General features: G+C 32.5%; 23 protein-coding genes. 13 read left to right on the plus strand and 10 right to left on the minus strand.

The annotated features are described in order from the left end of the window. Nucleotides 1-322: 322 nt before the first annotated feature. The 6 genes from Q4548_RS04850 to Q4548_RS04875 all read right to left on the minus strand — a co-directional run bounded on the left by Q4548_RS04850 (nucleotide 323) and on the right by Q4548_RS04875 (nucleotide 8,896). A complete protein-coding gene (locus Q4548_RS04850; RefSeq protein WP_303452119.1) occupies nucleotides 323-1,195 on the minus strand; it encodes a glycerophosphodiester phosphodiesterase family protein in 873 nt (290 codons plus the stop codon). 3 nt (nucleotides 1,196-1,198) lie between these two features. Next, complete coding sequence (locus Q4548_RS04855) at nucleotides 1,199-2,737, minus strand: RagB/SusD family nutrient uptake outer membrane protein (protein WP_303452121.1); 1,539 nt, start codon at nucleotides 2,735-2,737, stop codon at nucleotides 1,199-1,201. Nucleotides 2,738-2,749: 12 nt separating this feature from the next. Then, a complete protein-coding gene (locus Q4548_RS04860) occupies nucleotides 2,750-6,031 on the minus strand; it encodes a TonB-dependent receptor (RefSeq protein ID WP_303452123.1) in 3,282 nt (1,093 codons plus the stop codon). 120 nt (nucleotides 6,032-6,151) lie between these two features. Then, a complete protein-coding gene (locus Q4548_RS04865; protein WP_303452125.1) occupies nucleotides 6,152-7,318 on the minus strand; it encodes a FecR family protein in 1,167 nt (388 codons plus the stop codon). A gap of 63 nt (nucleotides 7,319-7,381) precedes the next feature. Beyond that, complete coding sequence (locus Q4548_RS04870; protein ID WP_303452127.1) at nucleotides 7,382-7,945, minus strand: RNA polymerase sigma factor; 564 nt, start codon at nucleotides 7,943-7,945, stop codon at nucleotides 7,382-7,384. Between the two features lie 150 nt (nucleotides 7,946-8,095). Next, a complete protein-coding gene (locus Q4548_RS04875) occupies nucleotides 8,096-8,896 on the minus strand; it encodes a helix-turn-helix transcriptional regulator (protein WP_303452129.1) in 801 nt (266 codons plus the stop codon). 66 nt (nucleotides 8,897-8,962) lie between these two features. On the opposite strand from Q4548_RS04875, the gene Q4548_RS04880 reads away from it, so the two are divergent. Continuing rightward, nucleotides 8,963-10,192 (plus strand): MFS transporter, encoded by a 1,230-nt coding sequence (locus tag Q4548_RS04880; protein WP_303452131.1) that lies wholly within the window; start codon nucleotides 8,963-8,965, stop codon nucleotides 10,190-10,192. A gap of 81 nt (nucleotides 10,193-10,273) precedes the next feature. Here Q4548_RS04880 and yaaA read toward each other — a convergent pair whose 3' ends face one another. The 3 genes from yaaA to Q4548_RS04895 form a co-directional block, all read right to left on the minus strand. After that, nucleotides 10,274-11,032 (minus strand): peroxide stress protein YaaA, encoded by a 759-nt coding sequence (gene yaaA, locus Q4548_RS04885; protein ID WP_303452133.1) that lies wholly within the window; start codon nucleotides 11,030-11,032, stop codon nucleotides 10,274-10,276. 94 nt (nucleotides 11,033-11,126) lie between these two features. After that, a complete protein-coding gene (locus tag Q4548_RS04890; RefSeq protein WP_303452135.1) occupies nucleotides 11,127-12,152 on the minus strand; it encodes an RluA family pseudouridine synthase in 1,026 nt (341 codons plus the stop codon). Nucleotides 12,153-12,160: 8 nt separating this feature from the next. After that, nucleotides 12,161-12,763, minus strand: coding sequence for a PASTA domain-containing protein (locus Q4548_RS04895; RefSeq protein ID WP_303452137.1), 603 nt, complete (start codon nucleotides 12,761-12,763; stop codon nucleotides 12,161-12,163). An 89-nt stretch (nucleotides 12,764-12,852) separates the two neighbouring features. Between Q4548_RS04895 and Q4548_RS04900 the strand changes: the two genes are divergently transcribed. Then, nucleotides 12,853-13,833, plus strand: a complete 981-nt coding sequence (locus tag Q4548_RS04900; protein ID WP_303452139.1) for a D-alanine--D-alanine ligase — start codon at nucleotides 12,853-12,855, stop codon at nucleotides 13,831-13,833. A gap of 8 nt (nucleotides 13,834-13,841) precedes the next feature. Next, nucleotides 13,842-14,312 (plus strand): pantetheine-phosphate adenylyltransferase, encoded by a 471-nt coding sequence (coaD, locus tag Q4548_RS04905; protein ID WP_303452141.1) that lies wholly within the window; start codon nucleotides 13,842-13,844, stop codon nucleotides 14,310-14,312. Between the two features lie 17 nt (nucleotides 14,313-14,329). Here coaD and Q4548_RS04910 read toward each other — a convergent pair whose 3' ends face one another. Further along, nucleotides 14,330-14,578: a hypothetical protein gene (locus Q4548_RS04910; RefSeq protein ID WP_303452144.1), complete on the minus strand. Its 249-nt coding sequence runs from the start codon at nucleotides 14,576-14,578 to the stop codon at nucleotides 14,330-14,332. Nucleotides 14,579-14,923: 345 nt separating this feature from the next. Here Q4548_RS04910 and Q4548_RS04915 point away from each other — a divergent pair, with 345 nt between their 5' ends. From Q4548_RS04915 to Q4548_RS04960, 10 genes are all read left to right on the plus strand, one after another. After that, nucleotides 14,924-15,580 (plus strand): TetR/AcrR family transcriptional regulator, encoded by a 657-nt coding sequence (locus tag Q4548_RS04915; protein WP_303452146.1) that lies wholly within the window; start codon nucleotides 14,924-14,926, stop codon nucleotides 15,578-15,580. Nucleotides 15,581-15,589: 9 nt separating this feature from the next. Next, nucleotides 15,590-16,900 carry an AarF/ABC1/UbiB kinase family protein gene (locus Q4548_RS04920; protein ID WP_303452148.1) on the plus strand — a complete coding sequence of 437 codons (1,311 nt, stop codon included), beginning with the start codon at nucleotides 15,590-15,592 and terminating at the stop codon, nucleotides 16,898-16,900. Nucleotides 16,901-16,903: 3 nt separating this feature from the next. Beyond that, on the plus strand, nucleotides 16,904-17,530 hold the full coding sequence (locus tag Q4548_RS04925; RefSeq protein WP_303452150.1) for a flavin reductase family protein: 627 nt from the start codon (nucleotides 16,904-16,906) through the stop codon (nucleotides 17,528-17,530). Nucleotides 17,531-17,591: 61 nt separating this feature from the next. Further along, entirely contained in the window at nucleotides 17,592-19,013 is a 1,422-nt protein-coding gene (locus tag Q4548_RS04930; protein WP_303452152.1) for an SDR family oxidoreductase, read from the plus strand. A 12-nt stretch (nucleotides 19,014-19,025) separates the two neighbouring features. Next, complete coding sequence (locus tag Q4548_RS04935) at nucleotides 19,026-20,510, plus strand: cryptochrome/deoxyribodipyrimidine photo-lyase family protein (protein ID WP_303452154.1); 1,485 nt, start codon at nucleotides 19,026-19,028, stop codon at nucleotides 20,508-20,510. Nucleotides 20,511-20,526: 16 nt separating this feature from the next. Next, the gene (locus tag Q4548_RS04940; protein ID WP_303452155.1) at nucleotides 20,527-20,820 is read left to right on the plus strand and encodes a TIGR03643 family protein; all 294 of its coding nucleotides are present in this window, start codon (nucleotides 20,527-20,529) and stop codon (nucleotides 20,818-20,820) included. A 3-nt stretch (nucleotides 20,821-20,823) separates the two neighbouring features. Next, entirely contained in the window at nucleotides 20,824-21,519 is a 696-nt protein-coding gene (locus Q4548_RS04945) for an SDR family NAD(P)-dependent oxidoreductase (RefSeq protein WP_303452158.1), read from the plus strand. A 5-nt stretch (nucleotides 21,520-21,524) separates the two neighbouring features. Continuing rightward, entirely contained in the window at nucleotides 21,525-21,707 is a 183-nt protein-coding gene (locus Q4548_RS04950) for a hypothetical protein (protein ID WP_303452160.1), read from the plus strand. 15 nt (nucleotides 21,708-21,722) lie between these two features. Next, nucleotides 21,723-21,899, plus strand: a complete 177-nt coding sequence (locus tag Q4548_RS04955; RefSeq protein WP_303452161.1) for a Lacal_2735 family protein — start codon at nucleotides 21,723-21,725, stop codon at nucleotides 21,897-21,899. Between the two features lie 54 nt (nucleotides 21,900-21,953). Then, the gene (locus tag Q4548_RS04960) at nucleotides 21,954-22,415 is read left to right on the plus strand and encodes an SRPBCC family protein (protein ID WP_303452163.1); all 462 of its coding nucleotides are present in this window, start codon (nucleotides 21,954-21,956) and stop codon (nucleotides 22,413-22,415) included. The last annotated feature ends 25 nt before the right edge of the window (nucleotides 22,416-22,440 follow it).

Here is a 22,440-nt window from a genome sequence, read left to right on the forward strand (position 1 = left end):
TTTCACTCCTCATATTCAACACTAAAACAACCCTATATACAAACAAGTGCATATTTAAATTAAAAAACTAGTATTAAACAAGTTGCAGCTTTAAAAGCATACTAAAATCCATTTTATCCATCATCTACAGCATCCTATTTCAAGATCATATTTTTTTCATCTACTTTTAAAATACTTGAATACACTGTCTTAATTTCTGTAAAATCTGGGGCTTCTTTTAAAATTTAAGAGAATAACTTTAAAATTAAAAAACCCCTAGCAAATCTAATCGCTAGAGGTTTCTTGTCTGAAAAAATCAAAAATAAACTAAATCTATTTTTTGTTAGTGATGTAATTTTTTAGCCTTTAAAAACTGTAATAATTCTTCTGGTAAATCTGTTTGTATCACGTTTACATATTTCTTTTTCAACATTTCATTAAACCCAGAATTTTTAGATACTCTCTCCATTCTATCATATTTTCCTAAAGTATTCAACCAAACTCTAATCCCTTTGTCTGCAAGGTTTTTCATAAAACTTTGTGTATAATAACTTTCATCTACATGAATAATGTCTATGTTTCCATACTCAAGTATCTTAGTTACATCTTTTTCACTATAAGCCCTAGGCATAATTTTTATAGCACGGTTAAGTTTACGTAACTTTGGAAGCTTTTTATAATTGTACAAAAAGAACAATATTTGATCTTCCATTCCGTGTTTCTCTATAAGTGTATACGTATCTTTTGCTGCTTTTTTACTATCAGCTTTAAAATCTACATCTATCAGAATTTTATCTTTGGTTACTTTTAAAACTTCTTCGAACGTTGGTATTTTTTCATTCGTAGTTTCTCCATCAACAACCAAATAAAGTTCTTGCAATTCTGCCCAAGTTAATTTGCTTACTTTTCCTTTACCATTTGTGGTTCTGTCTACAGAACTATCGTGCATAATTACTAACATACCATCTTTGGTTTGCCTTACGTCCAACTCCACAATATCTACTCCTAAACGGATGCATTCTTGAATGGCTTTGATGGAGTTTTCAGGATATTTTTGATGCGCAGCTCTGTGCGAAACCACCAAAATTTCTTTGTTTTCATGAAAATTCTGAAGAATTTTTTCTGCTTGGGTATGTTGTGCTTGCAATCCAAACGTTGAAATCAATAAGAAAAAACAAAAGATTGCTGTAATAAAACTACTTCTAGTATTTTTCATTTTTTAATATTTATCATTTTGTGGATAATCAACCGTACTTAAATCTATCTGAGTTTGAGGAATAGGTCTTAACTGATGAAAATCTTGAATATTTGCAGCTCCGTTAGGATTGTATTTCTGCACACGCTCTACCAATTTACCTGTTCTAGCCAAATCCATCCAACGCAATTCTTCTCCTCCTAGTTCCATAGCTCTTTCATCTAAAATAACATCTATGTCTAAATCTCCAGCAACAATATCTGCTAACGACATTCCTGCTTTGGCAGCTCTGTTACGTACCGTATTTAAAAACACCAATGCTTCTGTTTTTTTATCTTGCATCAACAATGCTTCGGCAGCTAACAAATAGGTTTCAGAAAGTCTAAATACAAAGAAATCTCTAAATCCTGCTTTGTCTTGAAAACTAGCTCTGGTAGGATCGTCGTGTTTTTTCATTCCCCAGTGCATTTTATCAGTATTTGGAGCAATCTCAGAAAACACTCCTGGTTCTGTTTCCCAAATAGCTACTTCTCCAATAGATTTTCCATCAGGAAGCGTTTCTGCTTTGTTGTAATACCATGTATATCTAAAAGTGACATCAAAACGAGTATCATTCTCTTCAAAAAGGTTTCTAAAAAACTCTGTAGGTCTAAACCTTGTGTAAGGACGACCTCCTTGAGTTACATCTCTTGTCAAACCAGGAAACTGATCGTATGCAGGTGTAAAAAACAAATGCCCTTGGTTTCCATTTCCATTGTTCAATGCATCGTTTAAATATTGTACGGAAAATATAATTTCCGAATTTTCTTGATTGTTATAATCAAACACATCTGCATAACTATCTAACAAATTGTAAGCCCCACTATTAATTACTTCTTTAGCTGCTGTTTCTGCTCCTTGATAATCTTCTAACAAAATTAAAATTCTAGCCATTTGATGCAACGCTGCTCCTTTGGTTGCTCTACCATAATCTGATGCTGTGTACGTTAAATTGTCTATTGCAAACTGAGTATCCGCTTTCATAAATTCCCAAATCACCTTTTTGTCTGTAGGCAAATCTTCTGTATTTACTCCTTTGGTTTCTGTTTCTCTTAGTACCACATCTCCAAACTGCAGCGTAAGCCAATAGTAGTAATGTGCTCTTAAAAAACGTGCTTCTGCTTTGTACGTATTTTTTTGTACTTCTGTCAGTTCTGAAACTGCATCAATTCTATCTAAAATGGTGTTTGCTGAATTGATTCCCGCATACAAATATGTCCAAATTCTATACAAATAAGTCTCAGTAGAATTCAACTCATTAGAATAAGTATCCATAAATTTAGCACCTCCATCTTTACCGTGTCTAAAAAGATCTGTTCCAAAGGTTGTTACGGTAAACCCTTCTTGCGTTCCGTAAATATTTCTTAAAGTGGAATAAATTCCGTTTACTCCATCTCTAATTCCTGTAGGAGTGCTAAATATAGAATCTGGAGCAGCTTCTGACAAAGGCTCTTCTTCTAAACTACATCCATTAAAGAAAAAAATGGACACTAAAATTGTTATGTAAAAAAATCTTTTTTTCATTTTTAACTTCTTTTAAAGGTTGATATTTAAACCTAAAGCATAGGTTTTTGTAGAAGGATACAAAGCTCGTTCTCCGTTGGATTCAAACTCAGGATCAAATCCTTTATAATTGGTAATGGTAAATGGGTTTTCTGCCGTAAAATTGAATGAGACTCCTGTTAAGTTTAATTTTTTCAACAAATGATTTGGCAAAGAATAGGTAAACACTAAGTTTCTTACTCTAATAAAACTCACATCTTTGTAAGTTAATGTAGACCCTAAATACACACTTTCTTGACTAACATTAGGTCTTGGATTGCTGTTTGTTGGATTTTCTGGAGTCCAATAGTCTACATCTAAATTATTGTAACGTCCTGCAAGTCTGTTGTTGTTTCCATAAAACTCAGAACTTGTCATATTGTTTTGTCTGGTTTGGATTACTGTAGACAATGAAAATCCTTTGTAATAAAATCTATGTGTCATCCCTCCAACCCATTTTGGTGTAGGAGACCCTAAAACCACTCTATCATCTGCATCTATAGCTCCATCATTATTAATGTCTTCCACTTTTATTTGACCTGGAGTAAAACCGTAAGAAGCTGCTTCTTCTGCTTCATTTGTTTGCCAAATCCCTACTTTTCTATAGTCGTAAAAAACATTGATTGGTTTTCCTATAAACCACAAGTTTCCAATGTCATCTTTACCATCTCCGTAAATTTGAGTGATTTTATTCTTATTGGTAGAAAAGGTGAAATCTGCTTCCCATTTAAAATCTTTAGAAGGAATGATGTCTTTGAAAGAAACGTTTACTTCCCAACCTTCATTACTTGTGGCTCCAATATTTTCTAAAACAGTGGTAAATCCTGAACTTGTTGGTAAACTTCTTGGCAACAACAAATCTGACGTGTTAGATTGGTAATAGTTTACGCTACCGCTTACTCTTCTTTTTAAAATTTCAAAATCCAAACCTACGTTTGTTTGTTTGGTCGTTTCCCACTTTAATTCTGGGTTTGAAATAGAACCAGGTACAAAACCAGGAGCTCCACCATCTCCAAAAGCATAATAACTCTTTTCTAAAGAACTAAATGTTTGGTATGGAGCAATTGCTGTATTTCCAGTTTTACCAAAACTTACTCTAAACTTTAAGTCTGAAACAATGTTCTCTGGCACTTTAAAGAAAGATTCTTCTGACAATCTCCAAGCTACAGCTGCAGATGGAAAATACCCCCATTTGTTCCCTTCTGCAAATCTAGAAGAACCGTCTGCTCTTCCTGTAAAAGTTAACAAATAACGTTTGTCAAATTGATAGTTGAATCTTGCTGTGTAAGATAATAATCTCCATTTTAGATGATTGCTACCAATACTAGATACCTCACCTGCAGAACCCAAATTGTTGTATGTTTGAGAATCGTAAGGAATGTCTTTTACATTGGTATAACTTGTTTTTTCTGTTTGATTTTGAGAACTCTGCACAAACGTTGCCGCAAACTCATGCTGATCACCAAAATCTTGTTTGTAGTTCAAAATATTTTCAACCGTTAACGATACTGTATCACTATTATTCACTCCTGCTGTAGAAGCTCCACCTTGATTATTAGTAGTCATACTTCCGTAGAAATATCCCTTTTTACCAAACTGCATGTCAGGCCCTACATTCAAACGGTAACTCAAACTTTCTGAAAAGGCATATTCTGCAAAGATACTTGCAAAAACTCTTGTCTTAAATTGTTCACTTACCGAGTTTTGAATATCTGAATATGGATTTACACGTTGACTCTCATCATTGGTAGGTCTAAACAATATATTTCCTTCTTCATCATAAGGAATTCCCAAAGGATTTAATCTCAAAACATTGTCAAACAAATCATTCTGAGTAATATTTTGTTTAGAACGACTAATAAAAGAAGACACTCCAAACTTGAACGCATCGTTTACTTTGTGGTCTAAATTTATTCTTAACGAACCTCTTTCAAACTTAGAATTAGCCACTACTCCTTGTTCTTTAAAATAGTTTAAAGACGTGTTAAATTGTGTTTTTTCGTTTCCTCCATTAATACTCAACTGGTGATTTTGTTTGCTTCCGTTTCCATAAATCAAATCTTGCCAATCTGTATCTCTACCTTGTGCAATAGACTCCAAACCAATATTGTCAAAAATATCGCTATCGTCCGGATAAACACCTGTTACTGTTCTTTCTGCCTCACGTCTTAACTGTGCAAACTCTTCTCCATTCATCAAATCTAATTTGTTCATTACAGAAGTTTGTCCGTAATAAGAAGAAAGACTCACAGTCGTTTTTCCTTTGTTTGAACCTCTTTTGGTAGTAATTAAAATAACCCCGTTAGAAGCTCTAGAACCGTAAATTGCTGTAGAAGAAGCATCTTTTAACACCTCTACTGATGAAATATCATTGGGATTGATTTCATTAATTCCACCAATAATTGGAATTCCATCCAAAACAATTAAGGGAGAATTGTCTGCTCCAATAGAACGTTCTCCACGAATTCTAACAGTAATAGCTCCTCCTGGTTCATTTCCTCCACTAAAAACATCCATTCCTGCTACTTTACCTTTCAATGCTTGTAGTGCATTGGTGGTTGGAATTTCAGAAATATCTTTTTCAGAAACTGATGACACTGCTCCTGTAAGATCTCTTTTTTTCTGTTTACCATACCCCACAACAACAACTGCATCCAATTGATGTAAATCTTCTATCAACTGAATTTTTAAATAGTCATTCCCTAACACCACAACCTCTTTGGTTCTATACCCCAAACAACTAACTATCAAAACCTTATTAGTACCAGAAATTGCCATAGAAAATTCACCATCAAAACTAGAAACCGTTACATTTTCGGTTCCTTTTTCTTTAATTGTTGCACTTGGAACAGGTGTTCCATCTTCAGCCGTTACCATTCCCTTAATTTTGATAGCAGCTTGTTTTGTGTTTTTGATTTCTTTTTTTAAGATGATTTGATTTTTATAAATCTCAAAAGAAATTCCCGTTCCTAAAAACAACTTTTTTAACACTTCTGAAACTCCTTTTTGATTTTCGTCTACAGAAACAATTCTAGATAAATCAATCTTTTTTGTATCTACAAAAAAGTTATAATCAGTTATAGATTCTATTTTGTTCAATACTTGACTCATGCTTACTTTTTTTAATTTCAAAGTAATTTCTGTGTCTTGAGCATAAGTGTTTCCTGCGGAAACGCTTGTAATTGTTAATAACAACATAAGTATTGTTATCTTCATTTTAATGTTTTGCCTTAAAGTAAAGCAGGATGTTTTCATCCAATCATTATTTTTTTTCATATTTTTGTTTTGAAAATTTGTGGTTATTCTATAGTCACTACATAAAATCGGGAAGTGTTGCAACCACTTTCCGGTTCTTTTTTTAAATAAATCTGTGGTTTATTTCATTGGCATCTCATTTTATTCTAGGGTGATTGTATTTTCTTTTATACGATAATGAATTCCAAAACTTCTGCTTAGAATCTCCATTGTTTCTTCAATAGTTTCTGAATCAAAAACCGCATTAAACGTATTTTCTTCCAACAACAAATTGTCATTCACAATCTGTACGTTGTATTTTCTTTCTAGCTTTTTTCGAATTGTTTTGAAAGGAGTGTCTTTAAAAATTAACTTTCCGTCCAACCATGCAGTATGCTGTTCAATATCTGTTTTTTGTACTGAAAAATTTCTATACTCTACATCCCATATTGCCATGTGTCCTGGAGACAACAACGTGCTATTTTTTATATTGTATTTGTTCTTTTCCGGATACAAACTCACAGATCCTTCCAGCAATACTGTGCTGATGTTTTTATCTTCTGGATAAGCAGAAATGTTGAACTTGGTTCCCAATACTCTAATATTGATATCTTTATTTGCATTCACCACAAAAGGATGTGCTTGATCTTTGTACACCTCAAAATAAGCTTCACCCTCTAGCAAAACCTCTCTATTTTTATGAGCTACAAATTGAGTTGGGTATTTTAATGAAGAACCTGAATTCAACTTTACTTGAGTTCCATCAGAAAGAACTATGTCAAATACTTTTCCATAAGGAACGGTAATTTTATGATATTCAACAGCAACTTCATCAAAGCTTGTTTTCTCGTAGGTTAACTGACTTCCTAATTGAACCGCATTACATTCTATCTTTAAAATAGTTTTAGGTTCCGAAGTTTTTAGTGTTTTTATAGTACCATTGGTCAACCTTAAAGCTACTTCGGTAGGAGATACAACCGTTTTCTGTGTTAAGTTGTAAAAAAATGCTCCCCCAGCCATTATTCCGATAAAAATAGCCGCGTATTTGTAAATAGAAACCCTAGAGAACAATTGTTTAACTTTGATTGATTTAGATACAGGCTGGTTTAATTTTGAAGTAATTTTTAACCAAGCGCTCTCTTTCTCTATCTTTTCTAAAAAAGAAATTTGTCGGTACTTTTTGTACACTTGTAAATAATCAGAAAATATTTTTTGATGTTCCTTGTCTTCTTCCAGCCATGTTTTCAAAATTACATACTGATCTTTATCTAAAGATTTATCAATATATGATTTTACCAATGAAAAAATATCAATCTCCTTGAAACTCATTATTTGCACGTTTTATACTATACAAATAGAAATTCACTAAAATGGGTGACAAGAAAAATGGCCTTAGGAGACAATTAACAATAAGACAATAATGTCTAAAGATTCTCTTAACTTAGACAGTGCTCTTGAGTATTGAGTTTTTACAGTGTTCACAGAGATATCAAACTGATTAGCAACCTCTTTATATTTTAAATTGTCTAAAACAATGGCTTTAAATATTTCTCTACTTTTTTCTGGTAATTTTTCTATTTCTTGGTACAATTTTTCCTTTTCCGTCTCTAAAGATTCCATATCTATTTCTTCTTCATCACCTTCAATCACTTTATACACATAATCATTGATTTCATCTGTATGAGGATTGGATTTTTGAAACTGCAAACTATTATTCTTTACAGCTTTGAATAAATAAGGAGAAATAGTGTTGTCTATTTTTAAGTACAATTTTTCATTCCAAAATTTGATAAACAAATCTTGAACAATATCTTCTGCCACATCGTAACAATCACAATATTTTAAAGAGTAAATGCACAAAGGAATATAATAGAGATCAAATAATTCTTTATACGCTTTCTCATCACCTTTCTTAAGATTTTGTAAAATTTCTAAATCTTTTGATGTTTCCAACATATTAAGTTCCTGAATTAAATAAAGTAAAATATTTTAATTGCAACCAAAAGTATAGAAATAACAATCAGAGTACAGGCCTGAATACAATATTTAGTGATTTGTTAATATCTAAATAGGTAAAGGGCAAGACTCCTGGTGTTCTTGCATCTATTATTTTGCCTTATGTTGTTCTAAAATGTAATGAGAAGGTGTTTTTCCTAAATTCTTTTTAAACATATAAATAAAAGCACTCGTAGTTTCGTAGCCCAAATCCAATGCTATTTTTTTTACAGATTGATTTTCTCCCAATTTTTTGATGGCCTCTATGAGTTTTAGTCGAATTCTCCAATCACTAAAGTTCATTCCCAATTCTTTTACAAACAAACGAGACAAGGTTCTGCTGCTAATACAAGAAATATCTGCGTAATAATCTACTGTGTATTTACTAGAAACATCCTCCATCAATAGAGTCAACACTTTTTTTAATTTATCATGGTTGCTAGTGGGTAAAAACGTAGAACTTGGACTGATCAATGCCAATTCATCTAAAAAAACATTCACTATTCTTTTTTCTGAAATACTTGTATTTTCAATATCTTTAAAAGAAATAATTTTAAAAATCAACTGTTTTAAAAACATAGAAATATCAAAAGCAAAACTTAAAGAAGGCAATAAACCAGCAACAGAAGGATCTACAAAAACGCTGTGCATACTCACGTCTTTCTGAAAATAAACCTGATGTGCTACACCTCCAGGAAGCCAAAATCCTTGCAAAGGATTTACAACCCAAATTTGATCAGGAGTTATTACTTTCATCACACCGTTAGTTGCATAAATCAATTGTGCTCTAGGGTGTGAGTGTGACGAACATACGGCATCGGTAATTATTTCGGAATAACCTGTAACAGGTACATCCGCATTGATTAAAAATCCAAGACTCTGTATTGGATATGTCTGATAATCCTTATTCATTGTCCAAATATAGCAATTTAGACAGTCTTTTTTATTTGCAACTTTGCCATTTACAAATCTACAACCATGAATGCTCAAAAATTAGCCTTTGCAAACACAACACCTCCACCCAAAGAGCTTCAAAAAACAGTATATGCGATTCTGTTTACCATTAGCTTTTCTCACTTCATCAATGATTTGTTACAAGCTGTAATTCCTGCTGTATATCCTATGTTAAAAGATCAGTTTCAGTTGAATTTTACTCAAATTGGTTTGATTACGCTTACCTATCAAATAATCGCTTCTATTTTACAACCTTTTGTAGGAATGTATACAGATAAAAAATCCAAACCTTTTTCTTTGGTCATCGGAATGAGTTTTACTCTTATTGGTTTGTTTTTAGTTTCCATAGCTTCTAGCTTTACTTACTTATTATTATCTGTAAGCTTGATAGGAATAGGATCTTCTATTTTCCATCCCGAATCTTCTAGAGTAGCACATTTGGCTTCAGGTGGTAAAAAAGGATTGGCACAATCCATCTTTCAATTAGGAGGGAATGCGGGTACTGCCGTAGGACCTTTGCTAGCTGCCATGATTGTGATTCCAAATGGACAGTTGCACATTATTTGGTTCTGCTTAATTGCTTTTATCGGAATTGGAGTTTTGTACAAAATTGGGCTTTGGTATGGAGCTCATATGGAAATGAAACGTAAAAATAAATCCACTTTTCAAGAAGCTAGACTCCATAATTTATCTAAAAAAAGGGTCACTTTCTCTTTGCTCATTTTGTTGATTTTAATCTTTTCTAAATACTTTTATTTGACAAGTATTACTAGTTATTATACTTTTTATTTGATTGATAAATTCAACGTATCTATTCAAGAATCTCAAGTCTATTTATTTATATTCTTAGGAGCTGTTGCTGCAGGAACTTTGTTAGGAGGTCCTTTGGGTGATAAATTTGGAAGAAAATATGTGATATGGATTTCCATCTTAGGAGTTGCTCCTTTTACTTTAATGTTACCCTATGCCTCTTTGTTTTGGGTGGGAATTTTATCTGTAGTTATAGGAGTGATTTTATCCTCTGCCTTTTCTGCAATTTTAGTGTATGCTACAGAACTACTACCAGGAAAAGTAGGTTTGGTTGCTGGACTCTTTTTCGGATTTGCTTTTGGAATGGCAGGAATAGGGTCTGCTGTTTTAGGTAAATTGGCAGACATGACAAGTATTAGTTATGTATTTTCTATTTGTGCTTTTTTACCTTTAATTGGAATTTTAACCGCTTTTTTACCCAACATAGAAAGTCAACAAAAATAATTTATCGTTACTACCCCTAGACAATAATCCCCAACAACTTTTACTGTTGTTGGGGATTTAAATTTTTTATTCTAAATAAGCCTACCTTGTAAACACCAAATCTGTTTCGGTAGAAAGGTTGGCATCAAAAGCATAACCTTCGCAGTCAAATCCTTTCAAACCATCAAGAGTTTCTATGTTGTGATCTATAATATAACGCACCATCAATCCTCTTGCTTTTTTAGCGTAAAAAGAAATAATTTTCAACTTTCCATCTTTGTAATCTTTAAACTCTGGAGTAATGATAGCTGTTTTTAAAACTTTTGGCTTAACCACTTTAAAATATTCATTGCTTGCCAAATTTAAAAACAACTCATCTTTAGACAATTCTTCGTTTAATTTTTGAGTTACGGTATCTCCCCAAAATTCATACAAATTATTCTTGGTGTTAATTTTCAATTTGGTTCCCATTTCCAAACGGTAAGGTTGCATCAAGTCCAAGGGTTTTAAAATACCATATTGTCCTGATAAAATTCTCAATTTATCTTGCAATACATCTATTTGTTCTTCTTTCAACGTATAAGCATCCAAACCTGTATACACATCACCGTTAAAAGCAAATACTGCTTGACGTGCATTTTCTGGAGTAAAAGGCAATACCCAATCTTGATTTCGCTGCCAATTTAACTCACCCAATTTGTCTGAAATTTTCATCAACGCAGACAGATCTTTCGGTGATTTTTTTTTCAAAACGTTGCTCAATTTCTCTGCTTGTTCTAAAAAAACTCCTTGCGTGTAATTATTTGTGGGTACTTTAGACTCAAAGTCTAATGATTTTGCTGGGGAAACTACAATTTTCATTTATACTTTATATTTTGATAAAAGGTTAGTGTAAAAACTTTTCCTATCCTTACACTATAACATCAAATTCAAAATTCTTTATTATACGTCAAGTTTAGCTATTTGTCAACGTATATCCTCTCCATTTTTCTAATACTTGTTGTAAATCTTCTGGAATTTCAGAATCAAAACGCATCATTTCTCCTGTGGTTGGATGTTCAAATCCCAATGTTTTTGCATGCAATGCTTGACGAGGAATGATTTTGAAACAATTGTCTACAAATTGTTTGTATTTGGTATAAGTTGTTCCTTTTAAAATGGCATTTCCTCCGTAACGTTCGTCATTAAATAAAGTATGACCAATGTGTTTAAAATGTGCTCTAATTTGGTGTGTACGTCCTGTTTCTAACTTACACTCTACCAAAGTTACATACAAAAATCGTTCTAAAACCTTAAAATGAGTTACTGCTGGTTTTCCTTGTTCTCCATCAGGGAATACATCTTGTTGCAAACGGTTTTTTAAATTTCTACCTATATGTCCTTCTATAGTCCCTGCATCTTCTTCTATATTTCCCCACACCAAAGCATGGTACAAACGTTCTGATGTTTTGTCGTGAAACTGTTTGGACAAATGTACCAACGCTTCTTCGGTTTTAGCAACCACCAACAATCCGCTTGTATCTTTATCTATTCTATGTACCAATCCTGGACGACCATCTGCGTTTTCTGGCAAATTTTTAAAATGATGTAACAATGCATTGACCATCGTTCCATCATAATTTCCATGACCTGGGTGTACTACCAATCCTGCAGGTTTGTTAACTACAATCACATCATCATCCTCATACACAATATCTAAGGGAATATCTTCGGGCAAAATTTCTGTTTCTCTTGGTGCGTATTCAAAAACAACTCTCACCACATCTTCTGGTTTTACTTTATGATTGGCTTTTACCACCTCATCATTTACCAAAACATTTCCATCTTTTATTGCTTGCTGAACTTTGTTTCGAGTTACATTCATCACAAAATTCATCAAAAACTTATCTACTCGTAAAGGTTGTTGTCCTTGCTCTGCTACAAATCTATAGTGTTCAAAATTATCTTCTACACCATCAATATCACTTGTTATTTCTTCCATCTATGTTCTTAATTTTCGTTTGCAACCGGTGCTACTTGCAAACTATCTGCTTCTACCGGTTTGCTATTCAATCCATTTCCTATTACAATATCTATCACAGACATTTTAGGCAATTTGTCTCCTGTTTCTAGTGGTTGTTCCTTGTATTTTAATCCACGAACCACCGTTCCTATGTCTTCTATTTCTTCGTATTCACCAATGATAAATCCACTATTGGCAATAATTTGTTCTATTTCTTTTTTTGTTTTCCCATAAAAATCAGGGATAGATGTCATTGCATATCCTTGAGGGTTTACCGTAATGTAAATTTTTCTTTTTTCTTTTACTATTTGTCCAGGACTTGGTTCTTGCTCTAAAACAGCTCCTTTGGGAATTTCTGGCTGATAAGCTCCTGCATCTAAAACTTCAGATCTTAATTGTAAATCATCTAAAACCACTTTTACCTCATCTAGTGTCAATTCTGCTAAATCTGGAACCTCAATTTTTTGAGCTTGATTGGTATAAGAATGTAAAAATTTTACCACTCCGTAACTTGCAAGCACAGTAATAACCAACGCAATAGCAAGGTTTATCAAAAAAACTTTACTGATTAAAAAACGCAATAATTTCATTTCAAACTATTTTTGGCAAAGATATAAAACCTATATCTAGGGTTTTGAATTAATATTTAATATTTTTAGCACCTAAATATAGCCTATTTATGAAACTTACTATTGCAGTAATTATGGGAGGGTATTCTAGTGAATATTCTATTTCTATCATCAGCGGAAATGTAGTTTACAACCACATAGACAAGCATTTATACAATCCGTACAGAGTCATTATTACCAAAGAGAAATGGGTTGTTTTGTCTGAAGATAATTTAGAATTTCCCATAGACAAAAATGATTTTTCAGCTGTAATAAACGGGGATAAAATTACTTTTGACTGTGTTTTTAATGTTATCCACGGAACCCCAGGAGAAGATGGAAAAATTTTAGGCTATTTTGAAATGTTAGACATTCCTCACACTTCTGCTCCTGCTTATCAAATGGCATTGACTTTTAACAAAAGAGATTGTTTGAGCGTGTTGCGAAAACACGGAATAAACACGGCTAAGTCTTTGTACTTTAACAAAGGAGATAACATTGATATTGATATGGTTGCACAAGAATTAGGATTGCCATGTTTTGTAAAACCTAACAATGCAGGTTCTAGTTTTGGAATTTCAAAAGTTCATCATTTAGAAGATTTTGATGTTGCTTTTGAAAAAGCTTTTAAAGAAGATCATGAAATTTTAATTGAATCTTTTTTAAACGGAACAGAGGTTTCAATTGGTGTAATTACTTATCAAGACAAAGTAATTCCTTTACCCGCAACAGAGATTGTTTCTGAAAACGACTTTTTTGACTACGAAGCCAAATACGAAGGAAAATCTAACGAAATTACACCTGCAAGAATTTCAGAAACACAATTGACCAATTTGCACGCAGAAGCTATCAAAGCCTACAAAGCATTAAATATGAAAGGTTTTTCTAGATCAGAATTTATTTTTATCGGAGATATTCCTTACTTTTTAGAAATGAATACAGTACCAGGAATGACTACTGAAAGTTTGCTGCCACAACAAGCAAAAGCAGCAGGAATTCCATTACCTAATTTGTTAAGCAATGCCATAGAAATGGCTATCAAAACCAAATAACGATTGTTATGAAAAAAAAAGCTGTTTTTCCTGGTTCTTTTGACCCTGTAACCTTAGGACATGTAAATGTGATTCAACGTGCAGTTCCTCTGTTTGATGAATTAATCATTGCAATTGGTACCAACGATGCTAAAAAATATAGATTTTCTTTAGACGAAAGATTGGCTTTTCTCCAACAAACTTTTAGCGAATATTCTAACATTAAAATAGCAACTTACACAGGACTTACTACTGAGTTTTGTAAAGAAGTAAATGCAGATTTTTTATTAAGAGGTTTGAGAAACCCTGCGGATTTTGAATTTGAAAAAGCCATTGCCATCACCAACAGAAAATTATCTGGAATTGATACTGTATTCTTATTGACCAGTGCAGATACTTCCTTTATTAGTTCTAGTATTGTTAGAGATATCATCAAACACAAAGGAGATTTGAGCAAGTTTGCTCCACAAGCAGTAGTTGATGCTTGCAGTAAAAATTAGCACCTATAAAAGTTTAGTTAAGCAATTGTGTACTTTAATTTAGACAGTTTCTTTTTAGGCTTAAAGATTCTGTCTACTCTTTTATTGATTCTAAAAACATCTTTCACTTCTTTATAATCTACTTTAGGTGTAGAAAAAATAGAAGTGTCTATTTTATGAGCATTGTTCAATTTATCATCTCCTCCTGAAGTAGGATTTGAAGCACACACTATTGTTGCAAAAAACATTGCTGAAGCTAAAATGGTTGTGTTGATAAATTTTTTCATTCTATATTATTAATATACAGGGTGACAAATTTATGTACATATTCGTTAATTTACCCCATGTAAATTGTTAACTAATCGTTAACAATAAGATCATTATCAGCAACTTCTCCCATCCCATCTGAAACATTTGACTCCCAACAACCCCAAGCCATAAAAAAAGATTCTTATTTGTGTTTTTTTGAGATTCCTATTCGTCACATTTTAAAAAAAACATTAATAAAAAAGGGGCTTTACAGCTTTTAAGGTGTACCATTTACCACGAGCGATTTCTGCTAAAAATACTCGTAAAAAAATTGATTTCTTGTTGATTTCGTACTAGTTTTAATAGAAAACAACGGAATTATTATGGAAACATCGGCTGTAAGCAAACAAGAAATTTTATCCAAATACATGGAATACGTTTTGGAACATGGAGAAAACCCAAAATCAATTTATGCTTTTGCCAAAGCATTAACGATAGAAGAAAAAAACATATACGAGCATTACACTTCTTTTGAAGACATTGCAAATAGCGTGTATGAAACTTTTTACGAAGAAACTCATAAGATGATTTCTGGCGACGAAATTTTTATACAATCAGATGCCAAAAATAAACTTCTTCTGTTTTACTATACCTTTTTTGAGTTGTTAACCGCCAACAGAAGTTATGTGTTACTGACACTAAAAGAAAACAAAAATATTATTGAAAAAATTCAAACATTAAAAGGTTTGAGAGTAAAATTCAGAGAGTTCATAAAATCTCTACCTATTGAAACCCTTGATTTGAAACAAGATAAATTGAATCAATGGAATCAAAAAAGTTTAGAAGAAATGGCTTGGAAGCAATTGTTATTTACCATCCAATTTTGGCTAGAAGACACTTCTACATCTTTTGAAAAAACAGACATTTTTATTGAAAAATCTGTCAATGCTAGTTTTGACCTGCTAGACATTACACCTATTAAAAATTTAATCGATTTTGGAAAATTCTTTTTCAAAGAAAAAATCAAACCTACATTATAATCCTACCCTATGAAAAAACTCGATAGCATCCCAACGGGAAAATTACAAAGAGCTACTAAATTTATTAGCACAGGAGCCAAAGTGGGAATTAATTACCTAAAATACAACGTAGAAAAAACCGTTGGTGATTCCCGTGTTGCAAAAGAAAATTTAGACAAATCTAATGCCGAAGATATTTACGATAGTCTAAAAGATTTAAAAGGAAGTGCTTTAAAAGTTGCTCAAATGTTGAGCATGGAAAAAAGTATTTTGCCAAGAGCTTATGTAGAAAAATTTTCGCTTTCTCAATTCTCTGTTCCCCCACTTTCATCTGCGTTGGTTTTAAAAACCTTTAGAAAATACTACGGTAAAAGTCCGAATGATCTTTACGATTCTTTTGATTTTGAATCTGTAAACGCTGCCAGTATCGGGCAAGTTCACAAAGCAACTCTAAACGGAAAAAAATTGGCTGTAAAAATTCAATATCCTGGTGTCGCACAAAGTATTAGTTCAGATTTGGCTTTGGTAAAACCAATTGCTATTAAAATGTTTAACATTCAAGGAGAAGGTTCTGACAAATATTTTAAAGAGGTTGAAGATAAATTGATTGAAGAGACCAACTACATTCTAGAAGTACAACAAAGCATAGAAATTTCAGAAGCTTGTCAAAACATACCCAATCTAAAATTCCCAAAATACTACCCTGAACTATCTTCGGATAGAATTATTACTATGGATTGGATGGATGGAGTACATCTATCAGAATTAGATTTAAGTACTATTGATGAACAAACTAGAACAAAAATTGGACAAGCTTTCTGGGATTTTTATATGTATCAAATTCACGTACTTAAAAAAGTACACGCAGATCCGCATCCAGGAAATTTTATGGTTTCTGAAAAACGAGATTTAATTGCGTTAGATTTTGGTTGTACCAAAGTAATTCCTAACAGTTTTTACATTCCTTATTTTGAATTGGCGAATCCAGAAGTGATAGGAAATCCACAATTATTCAAAGAGAAACTGTACGATTTGGAAATTTTAACTTCTCAAGACAATGCTGTAGAAATTGACTTTTTCACAAAGTTATTTCATGAATTACTCAGTCTGTTTACACAACCTTTTCATGGAGACTCTTTTGATTTTTCTGACGAAACTTTCTTTTGGAAAATTGCAAGCTTAGGAGAACGATTCAACAATGACCCTCAATTAAAAAAGATGAACGGAAATAGAGGTTCTAAACATTTTATATACATGAACAGAACCTTTTTTGGGCTATACAATTTGATGCACGATTTAAAATCTAAAAATATCATCATCAACAATTATAAAAATTATTAATTCATGAAAGTTTTTAGTAAAAAAGAAATTTCTGAACTAGAACATTTGTACAAAATCAATTTGATTAATAGTGTTACGGGAATCAAGTCAGCAAACCTTATAGGCTCAATTTCTAATAGTGGAATTCCTAATGTTTCTGTTTTTAGTTCTGTAGTACATTTTGGTTCTGCTCCCCCACTTCTTGGTATGGTATTTAGACCTACCACCGTGGAACGAAACACGTATGACAACATCAAAGAAAATGAATATTATACACTTAATGCTATTCACCATTCCATCATAAAAGATGCACATCACACAAGTGCCAAATATCCTTTTGATGTTAATGAATTTGAAATGACAACACTAGAAGAAGAATACAAAGATGCATCTTACGTGCCTTTTGTAAAAAATAGTCCAATCCAAATGTTGTTAAAATACGTAAATGAATATAAGATAAAGGAAAACGGAACTATTTTATTATTAGGAGAAATTCAACAATTATACATAAATGAAGAATTGATTCAGAACGATGGTTTTGTGAGTTTGACACAAGGAAACGTAGTTGGCATCAATGGTTTGGATGGATATGTAAAAACGGAATTGATAGAAAGATTGCCATATCAAAGACCTAAAATAAACCATCAGTAATTTTTTTAGTTATAAAAACTCAGAAATATTTTACCAACAATACATTATTAAAAAGAAAAACATGAACATCTTAATCACAGGAACCACAGGGTATATAGGGTTACGATTGATCCCCGTATTGTTGCAAAACAAGCACAATTTGATTTGCTGTGTGAGAGATTTGAATAGAATTCCAGAAGAATACAAAAATCATCAACAAATTTCTTTTATCGAAGTTGATTTTTTAAAATCTAAAACGCTGGATGAAATTCCCCAAAGCATAGACGTAGCTTACTACCTAATTCACTCTATGTCTGCGGATGCTCGTAGTTTTGAAAGTTTAGAATCTACTTGTGCTGATAATTTCAGAAATGCCATCAACAACACCCATTGCCAACAGGTAATTTATTTGAGTGGTATTGTAAACGATCATGTACTGTCCAAACATCTTAGTTCTAGAAAAAAAGTAGAAGATATTTTAGCCTCTGGAGAATTTTCTCTGACCACTTTTAGAGCAGGAATTATAGTAGGTAGTGGTAGTGCTTCTTTTGAAATTATAAGAGATTTAGTAGAAAAACTTCCCGTAATGGTGACCCCAAAATGGCTGAACACCAAAACACAACCTATTGCGGTTTCTGATGTGATTCAATTTTTACACAGGGCATTAAAAATTGAAAAACTCTACAACCAATCCTTTGATATTTACGGTCCCGAAATCTTAACCTACAAAGAAATGCTATTGCAGTTTGGAGAAATAAGAGGCTTAAAAAGATGGATTATCACCATTCCTATCATGACCCCAAAACTTTCTTCTTATTGGTTGTATTTCGTAACTGCTACAACCTATTCATTAGCAGCTAGTTTGGTAGACAGTATGAATGTAGAAATTATTGGAAATCCATCAAAAATTAACGATGTTCTAAACATAAAACCTATAAAATACAACGAAGCTGTAAAAAATGCTTTTAAAAAAATTGAACAAAATGCTATTGTTTCTAGTTGGAAAGATGCTATCAATGCGGCCCAAGATGCTGATTTTTTTGGAAAACACATCAACCCTCCTAAACATGGATGCTTTAAAGACCTACGCTTTTCTCAAGTTATAGATGCTGAAAAAACATTGGAGAAAATTTGGGCTATAGGTGGAGAAACAGGTTGGTACTATGGAAACTTTTTATGGAAACTGCGTGGGTATATAGACCTCCTTTTTGGAGGTGTAGGACTCCGAAGAGGACGAACCCATCAATACAAATTACAAACAGGAGATGTTATTGACTTTTGGAGAGTATTGTATGCCAACAAAAAAGAAAAAAAATTATTGCTCTACGCAGAAATGAAATTACCCGGAGAAGCTTGGTTGGAATTTAAAATATTAGGAGACAAACTATACCAAAGGGCAATTTTTAGACCTAAAGGGTTGTACGGACGTTTGTACTGGTATGCTGTTTGGCCTTTTCATGGATTCATATTCAAAGGAATGTTACAAAATATTATTAAAATTTAAAACCATCACAATATGTATCCTAAAGAATCTTTAGCTGTGGTTTGGTTAAAACGTGATTTAAGATTACAAGACAACGAAGCCATTTACAACGCAATACAAACTGGAAAAAGAGTATTGTTGTTGTTTGTTTTTGAAGACTTTTTATTAAAAGATCCTCATTATGACACTAGACATTGGAATTTTATCAAAGAATCTATTGCGGATTTAAACCAGCGATTGCTTCCTTACAATTCCAAGGTTTTAGCTGTAAATTCTGAAGTAAGCGCTACCATTAACCAACTGCAACAATACTACAATATCCGTGATTTGTTTTCTCATCAAGAGACCGGTTTGATGTGCACTTACCATAGAGATTTAAAAATTGCTCGTTACTGCCATAACAATCTCATCAATTGGAAAGAAAATATTTGGAACGGAATATTAAGAGGAATTCAAAATAGAAAAGGTTGGCAAAAAAACTGGAAAAACTATATGGAAACTCCATTATTACCTTTTCACCCAAAAAATCAATTACTAACGCTTCATGAAATCAACGAACTGGAAAAACAATTTAGCATTGCAGATTTGTCTACCCCAAAACAATGCTCTATTCAGAAAGGTGGTATTACTGAAGCGTTAGACTATCAAAATAGTTTTTTTGAGGAACGTTATATAAACTATACCAGAGGAATTTCTAAACCTAAAGAAGCTGTGGATTCATGCAGTAGACTTTCTCCTTATTTAGCATGGGGAAATTTATCTACAAGACAAGTTTGGCAAGCTGCAAAAACAATTAGACCTCTAAGCAAAAACAAAAAGGATTTGGATGCTTTTACAGCTCGTTTGAAATGGCAAGCTCATTTTATTCAAAAATTTGAAATGGAACATACCATGGAAGACTCCAGCATAAATAAAGGATATAGTATGTTAAAAAAGGCCATTTCTAAAAAATATCAAATTGCTTGGGAAACAGGACAAACAGGTGTTCCTATGATAGATGCATGCATGAGGTGTTTGAATGAAACTGGATATTTAAATTTTAGAATGCGTGCTATGATTGTTTCTTTTTTTACACACTTATTGTGGCAACCTTGGCAAAATTGTGCTGTATATCTGTCTAAAATGTTTATAGATTTTGAGCCAGGAATTCACTTTGCACAAGTTCAGATGCAGGCAGGAGAAACAGGTATAAATACACTTAGAATTTACAATCCTATTAAAAATGGTTATGAACACGATACCAATGCAGATTTTATTAGAAAATGGGTTCCAGAACTAGCTAGCTTACAAACCAAACACATTCACGAACCCTATTTGATGACTCCACTAGAACAAGGAATGTACAATGTAAAATTAGGAATTGATTATCCTGAACCCATTATTGATCTGAAAGCAAACAGAAAAAAAGCAAGTAAAATACTTTGGGAAATGAAAAACGATCCTTTGGTTATGGAAGAAAATAATCGCATTCTAAAAAAACACACATTAAAGCATGCTACATTGATTCGTGCTGTGTAAATTAAAATCAATCTTAATGAGAAAAAACAAAGAAAATAAAATACTAACGCTTGCCCAAATTGACAGAGTTATAGAAATGGCATGGGAAGATCGAACACCGTTTGAAGCAATTTATTTTCAATTTCATCTTTCAGAATCACAAGTTATTGAATTGATGCGATCAGAAATAAACCCCAGTAGTTTTAAACTTTGGAGAAAAAGAGTACAAGGCAGAAAAACCAAACACCTAAAAAAAAGACACTTTGTTAAGGGGATTTTCAAATCTTCTTTGCAAAGAACAATTAGCAACTCAAAAATTTCAAAAAGATAAATTATGTCTACCTACTTAATTATTGGAGCTTCTTCTGGAATTGGAAAAGCAACTGCAACCTTATTAGCAAATCAAGGACATCAAGTTATAGCAACCTATTACAAAACAACTCCAGAAACTACAGAAAACATCAATTTTCATTCGTTAAATGTACTTGATGACAACTTTGAATTCTTGGAAAACATAGAGACAATTGACGGATTGGTTTATTGTCCCGGAAGCATTAATTTATTACCTTTTGCAAGAATACAGCCAAATGCTTTTTTAGAAGATTATCAACTACAAGTAGTGGGAGTTATCAAAGTAATTCAGACAATACTAAAACAGCTAAAAAAAGGAATCAACCCAAGTATTGTTTTGTTTTCTACAGTTGCCGTACAACATGGGTTTAATTTTCATTCACAAGTAGCAGCATCTAAAGGAGCTATAGAAGGACTTACACGTAGTTTGGCAGCTGAATTTTCGCCTACCATTCGTGTAAACTGTATTGCTCCTTCTATTACAGAAACACCTTTGTCTTCTAAACTTTTGAGCAACCAAGCTAAAATTGATGCCAACGCACAAAGACATCCTTTGAAAAAAATTGGAAAGCCAACTGACATTGCTCATATGGTGGATTTTTTGCTTTCCGAAAAATCGCAATGGATCACAGGACAAGTTTTAGGAATAGACGGCGGAATGTCAACATTAAAAATATAAGGACTATGAAAATTTCAATTGTTAAAAAATATATCATCAAAATTTTACAAGAAAAACATGAAAGGTTGCTAAACGAATCTTTTGTCTTTTTTGAAATCAACAGAGAAAAAAGCTACTCTAGAATTCAAGATGCTGAAAAAGTAGCCAAGAGAATTCAAAAAATAAAGAAATACGCTCTTAATTATTAATCCAAATCTTTTGCTATGTTTTCATTTTTCAAAAAAAAGAATCCCATGAATGCCTTAGAGATTCAATACAAAAAATTATTGGAAGAAGCTCATAGACTTTCTACAACAAACAGAAGTCTGAGTGATAAAAAAATATACGAAGCAGAGCTTATTGCTATTCAAATTCAAAAATTAAAGAACTCGTCGTCATAAAGAAATAATGGATCCCTAATTAACTTCTAAAACACATTTCAAACATATACAGTCATGGCATTTTACCAATTACAAAAAGAACAATTCATCAACGCAGATATTGATACTGTTTGGGAATTTATGTCTTCTCCTAAAAACTTAAAAGAAATTACCCCGAAACACATGGGTTTTGATATTACTTCTAACAACAAAGACGAAAAAATGTACCAAGGCATGATTGTCAGTTATATTGTAAAACCTGTTTTAAATATCCCCACTACCTGGGTTACAGAAATTACACATGTGGTAGAAAAAAAATATTTTGTAGACGAACAACGCATCGGACCCTACAAATTATGGCACCACCAACACATTCTAGAAGACCTAGGAGATGGTGTGTTGATGAAAGATATTGTAACCTACCAACCTCCTATGGGTTTTATAGGGGCATTGGCCAATAAATTGTTTATTAAAAAGCAGCTAGAAACCATTTTTTCATACAGATTTAAGGTTGTAAATGATAAGTTTAATTTATAGTTTTTTTCATAAATATTAATGTTTA

Origin of the sequence: Wenyingzhuangia sp. 2_MG-2023, from assembly GCF_030548295.1 — a bacterium.
Classification (GTDB): domain Bacteria; phylum Bacteroidota; class Bacteroidia; order Flavobacteriales; family Flavobacteriaceae; genus Wenyingzhuangia.

Coding starts and splice junctions, on each gene's coding strand:
- Q4548_RS04850 (WP_303452119.1), bottom strand. CDS start 1,195: ATGAAAAATACTAGAAGTAGTTTTATTACAGCAATCTTTTGTTTTTTC.
- Q4548_RS04855 (WP_303452121.1), bottom strand. CDS start 2,737: ATGAAAAAAAGATTTTTTTACATAACAATTTTAGTGTCCATTTTTTTC.
- Q4548_RS04860 (WP_303452123.1), bottom strand. CDS start 6,031: ATGAAAAAAAATAATGATTGGATGAAAACATCCTGCTTTACTTTAAGG.
- Q4548_RS04865 (WP_303452125.1), bottom strand. CDS start 7,318: ATGAGTTTCAAGGAGATTGATATTTTTTCATTGGTAAAATCATATATT.
- Q4548_RS04870 (WP_303452127.1), bottom strand. CDS start 7,945: ATGTTGGAAACATCAAAAGATTTAGAAATTTTACAAAATCTTAAGAAA.
- Q4548_RS04875 (WP_303452129.1), bottom strand. CDS start 8,896: ATGAATAAGGATTATCAGACATATCCAATACAGAGTCTTGGATTTTTA.
- Q4548_RS04880 (WP_303452131.1), top strand. CDS start 8,963: ATGAATGCTCAAAAATTAGCCTTTGCAAACACAACACCTCCACCCAAA.
- yaaA (WP_303452133.1), bottom strand. CDS start 11,032: ATGAAAATTGTAGTTTCCCCAGCAAAATCATTAGACTTTGAGTCTAAA.
- Q4548_RS04890 (WP_303452135.1), bottom strand. CDS start 12,152: ATGGAAGAAATAACAAGTGATATTGATGGTGTAGAAGATAATTTTGAA.
- Q4548_RS04895 (WP_303452137.1), bottom strand. CDS start 12,763: ATGAAATTATTGCGTTTTTTAATCAGTAAAGTTTTTTTGATAAACCTT.
- Q4548_RS04900 (WP_303452139.1), top strand. CDS start 12,853: ATGAAACTTACTATTGCAGTAATTATGGGAGGGTATTCTAGTGAATAT.
- coaD (WP_303452141.1), top strand. CDS start 13,842: ATGAAAAAAAAAGCTGTTTTTCCTGGTTCTTTTGACCCTGTAACCTTA.
- Q4548_RS04910 (WP_303452144.1), bottom strand. CDS start 14,578: ATGAAAAAATTTATCAACACAACCATTTTAGCTTCAGCAATGTTTTTT.
- Q4548_RS04915 (WP_303452146.1), top strand. CDS start 14,924: ATGGAAACATCGGCTGTAAGCAAACAAGAAATTTTATCCAAATACATG.
- Q4548_RS04920 (WP_303452148.1), top strand. CDS start 15,590: ATGAAAAAACTCGATAGCATCCCAACGGGAAAATTACAAAGAGCTACT.
- Q4548_RS04925 (WP_303452150.1), top strand. CDS start 16,904: ATGAAAGTTTTTAGTAAAAAAGAAATTTCTGAACTAGAACATTTGTAC.
- Q4548_RS04930 (WP_303452152.1), top strand. CDS start 17,592: ATGAACATCTTAATCACAGGAACCACAGGGTATATAGGGTTACGATTG.
- Q4548_RS04935 (WP_303452154.1), top strand. CDS start 19,026: ATGTATCCTAAAGAATCTTTAGCTGTGGTTTGGTTAAAACGTGATTTA.
- Q4548_RS04940 (WP_303452155.1), top strand. CDS start 20,527: ATGAGAAAAAACAAAGAAAATAAAATACTAACGCTTGCCCAAATTGAC.
- Q4548_RS04945 (WP_303452158.1), top strand. CDS start 20,824: ATGTCTACCTACTTAATTATTGGAGCTTCTTCTGGAATTGGAAAAGCA.
- Q4548_RS04950 (WP_303452160.1), top strand. CDS start 21,525: ATGAAAATTTCAATTGTTAAAAAATATATCATCAAAATTTTACAAGAA.
- Q4548_RS04955 (WP_303452161.1), top strand. CDS start 21,723: ATGTTTTCATTTTTCAAAAAAAAGAATCCCATGAATGCCTTAGAGATT.
- Q4548_RS04960 (WP_303452163.1), top strand. CDS start 21,954: ATGGCATTTTACCAATTACAAAAAGAACAATTCATCAACGCAGATATT.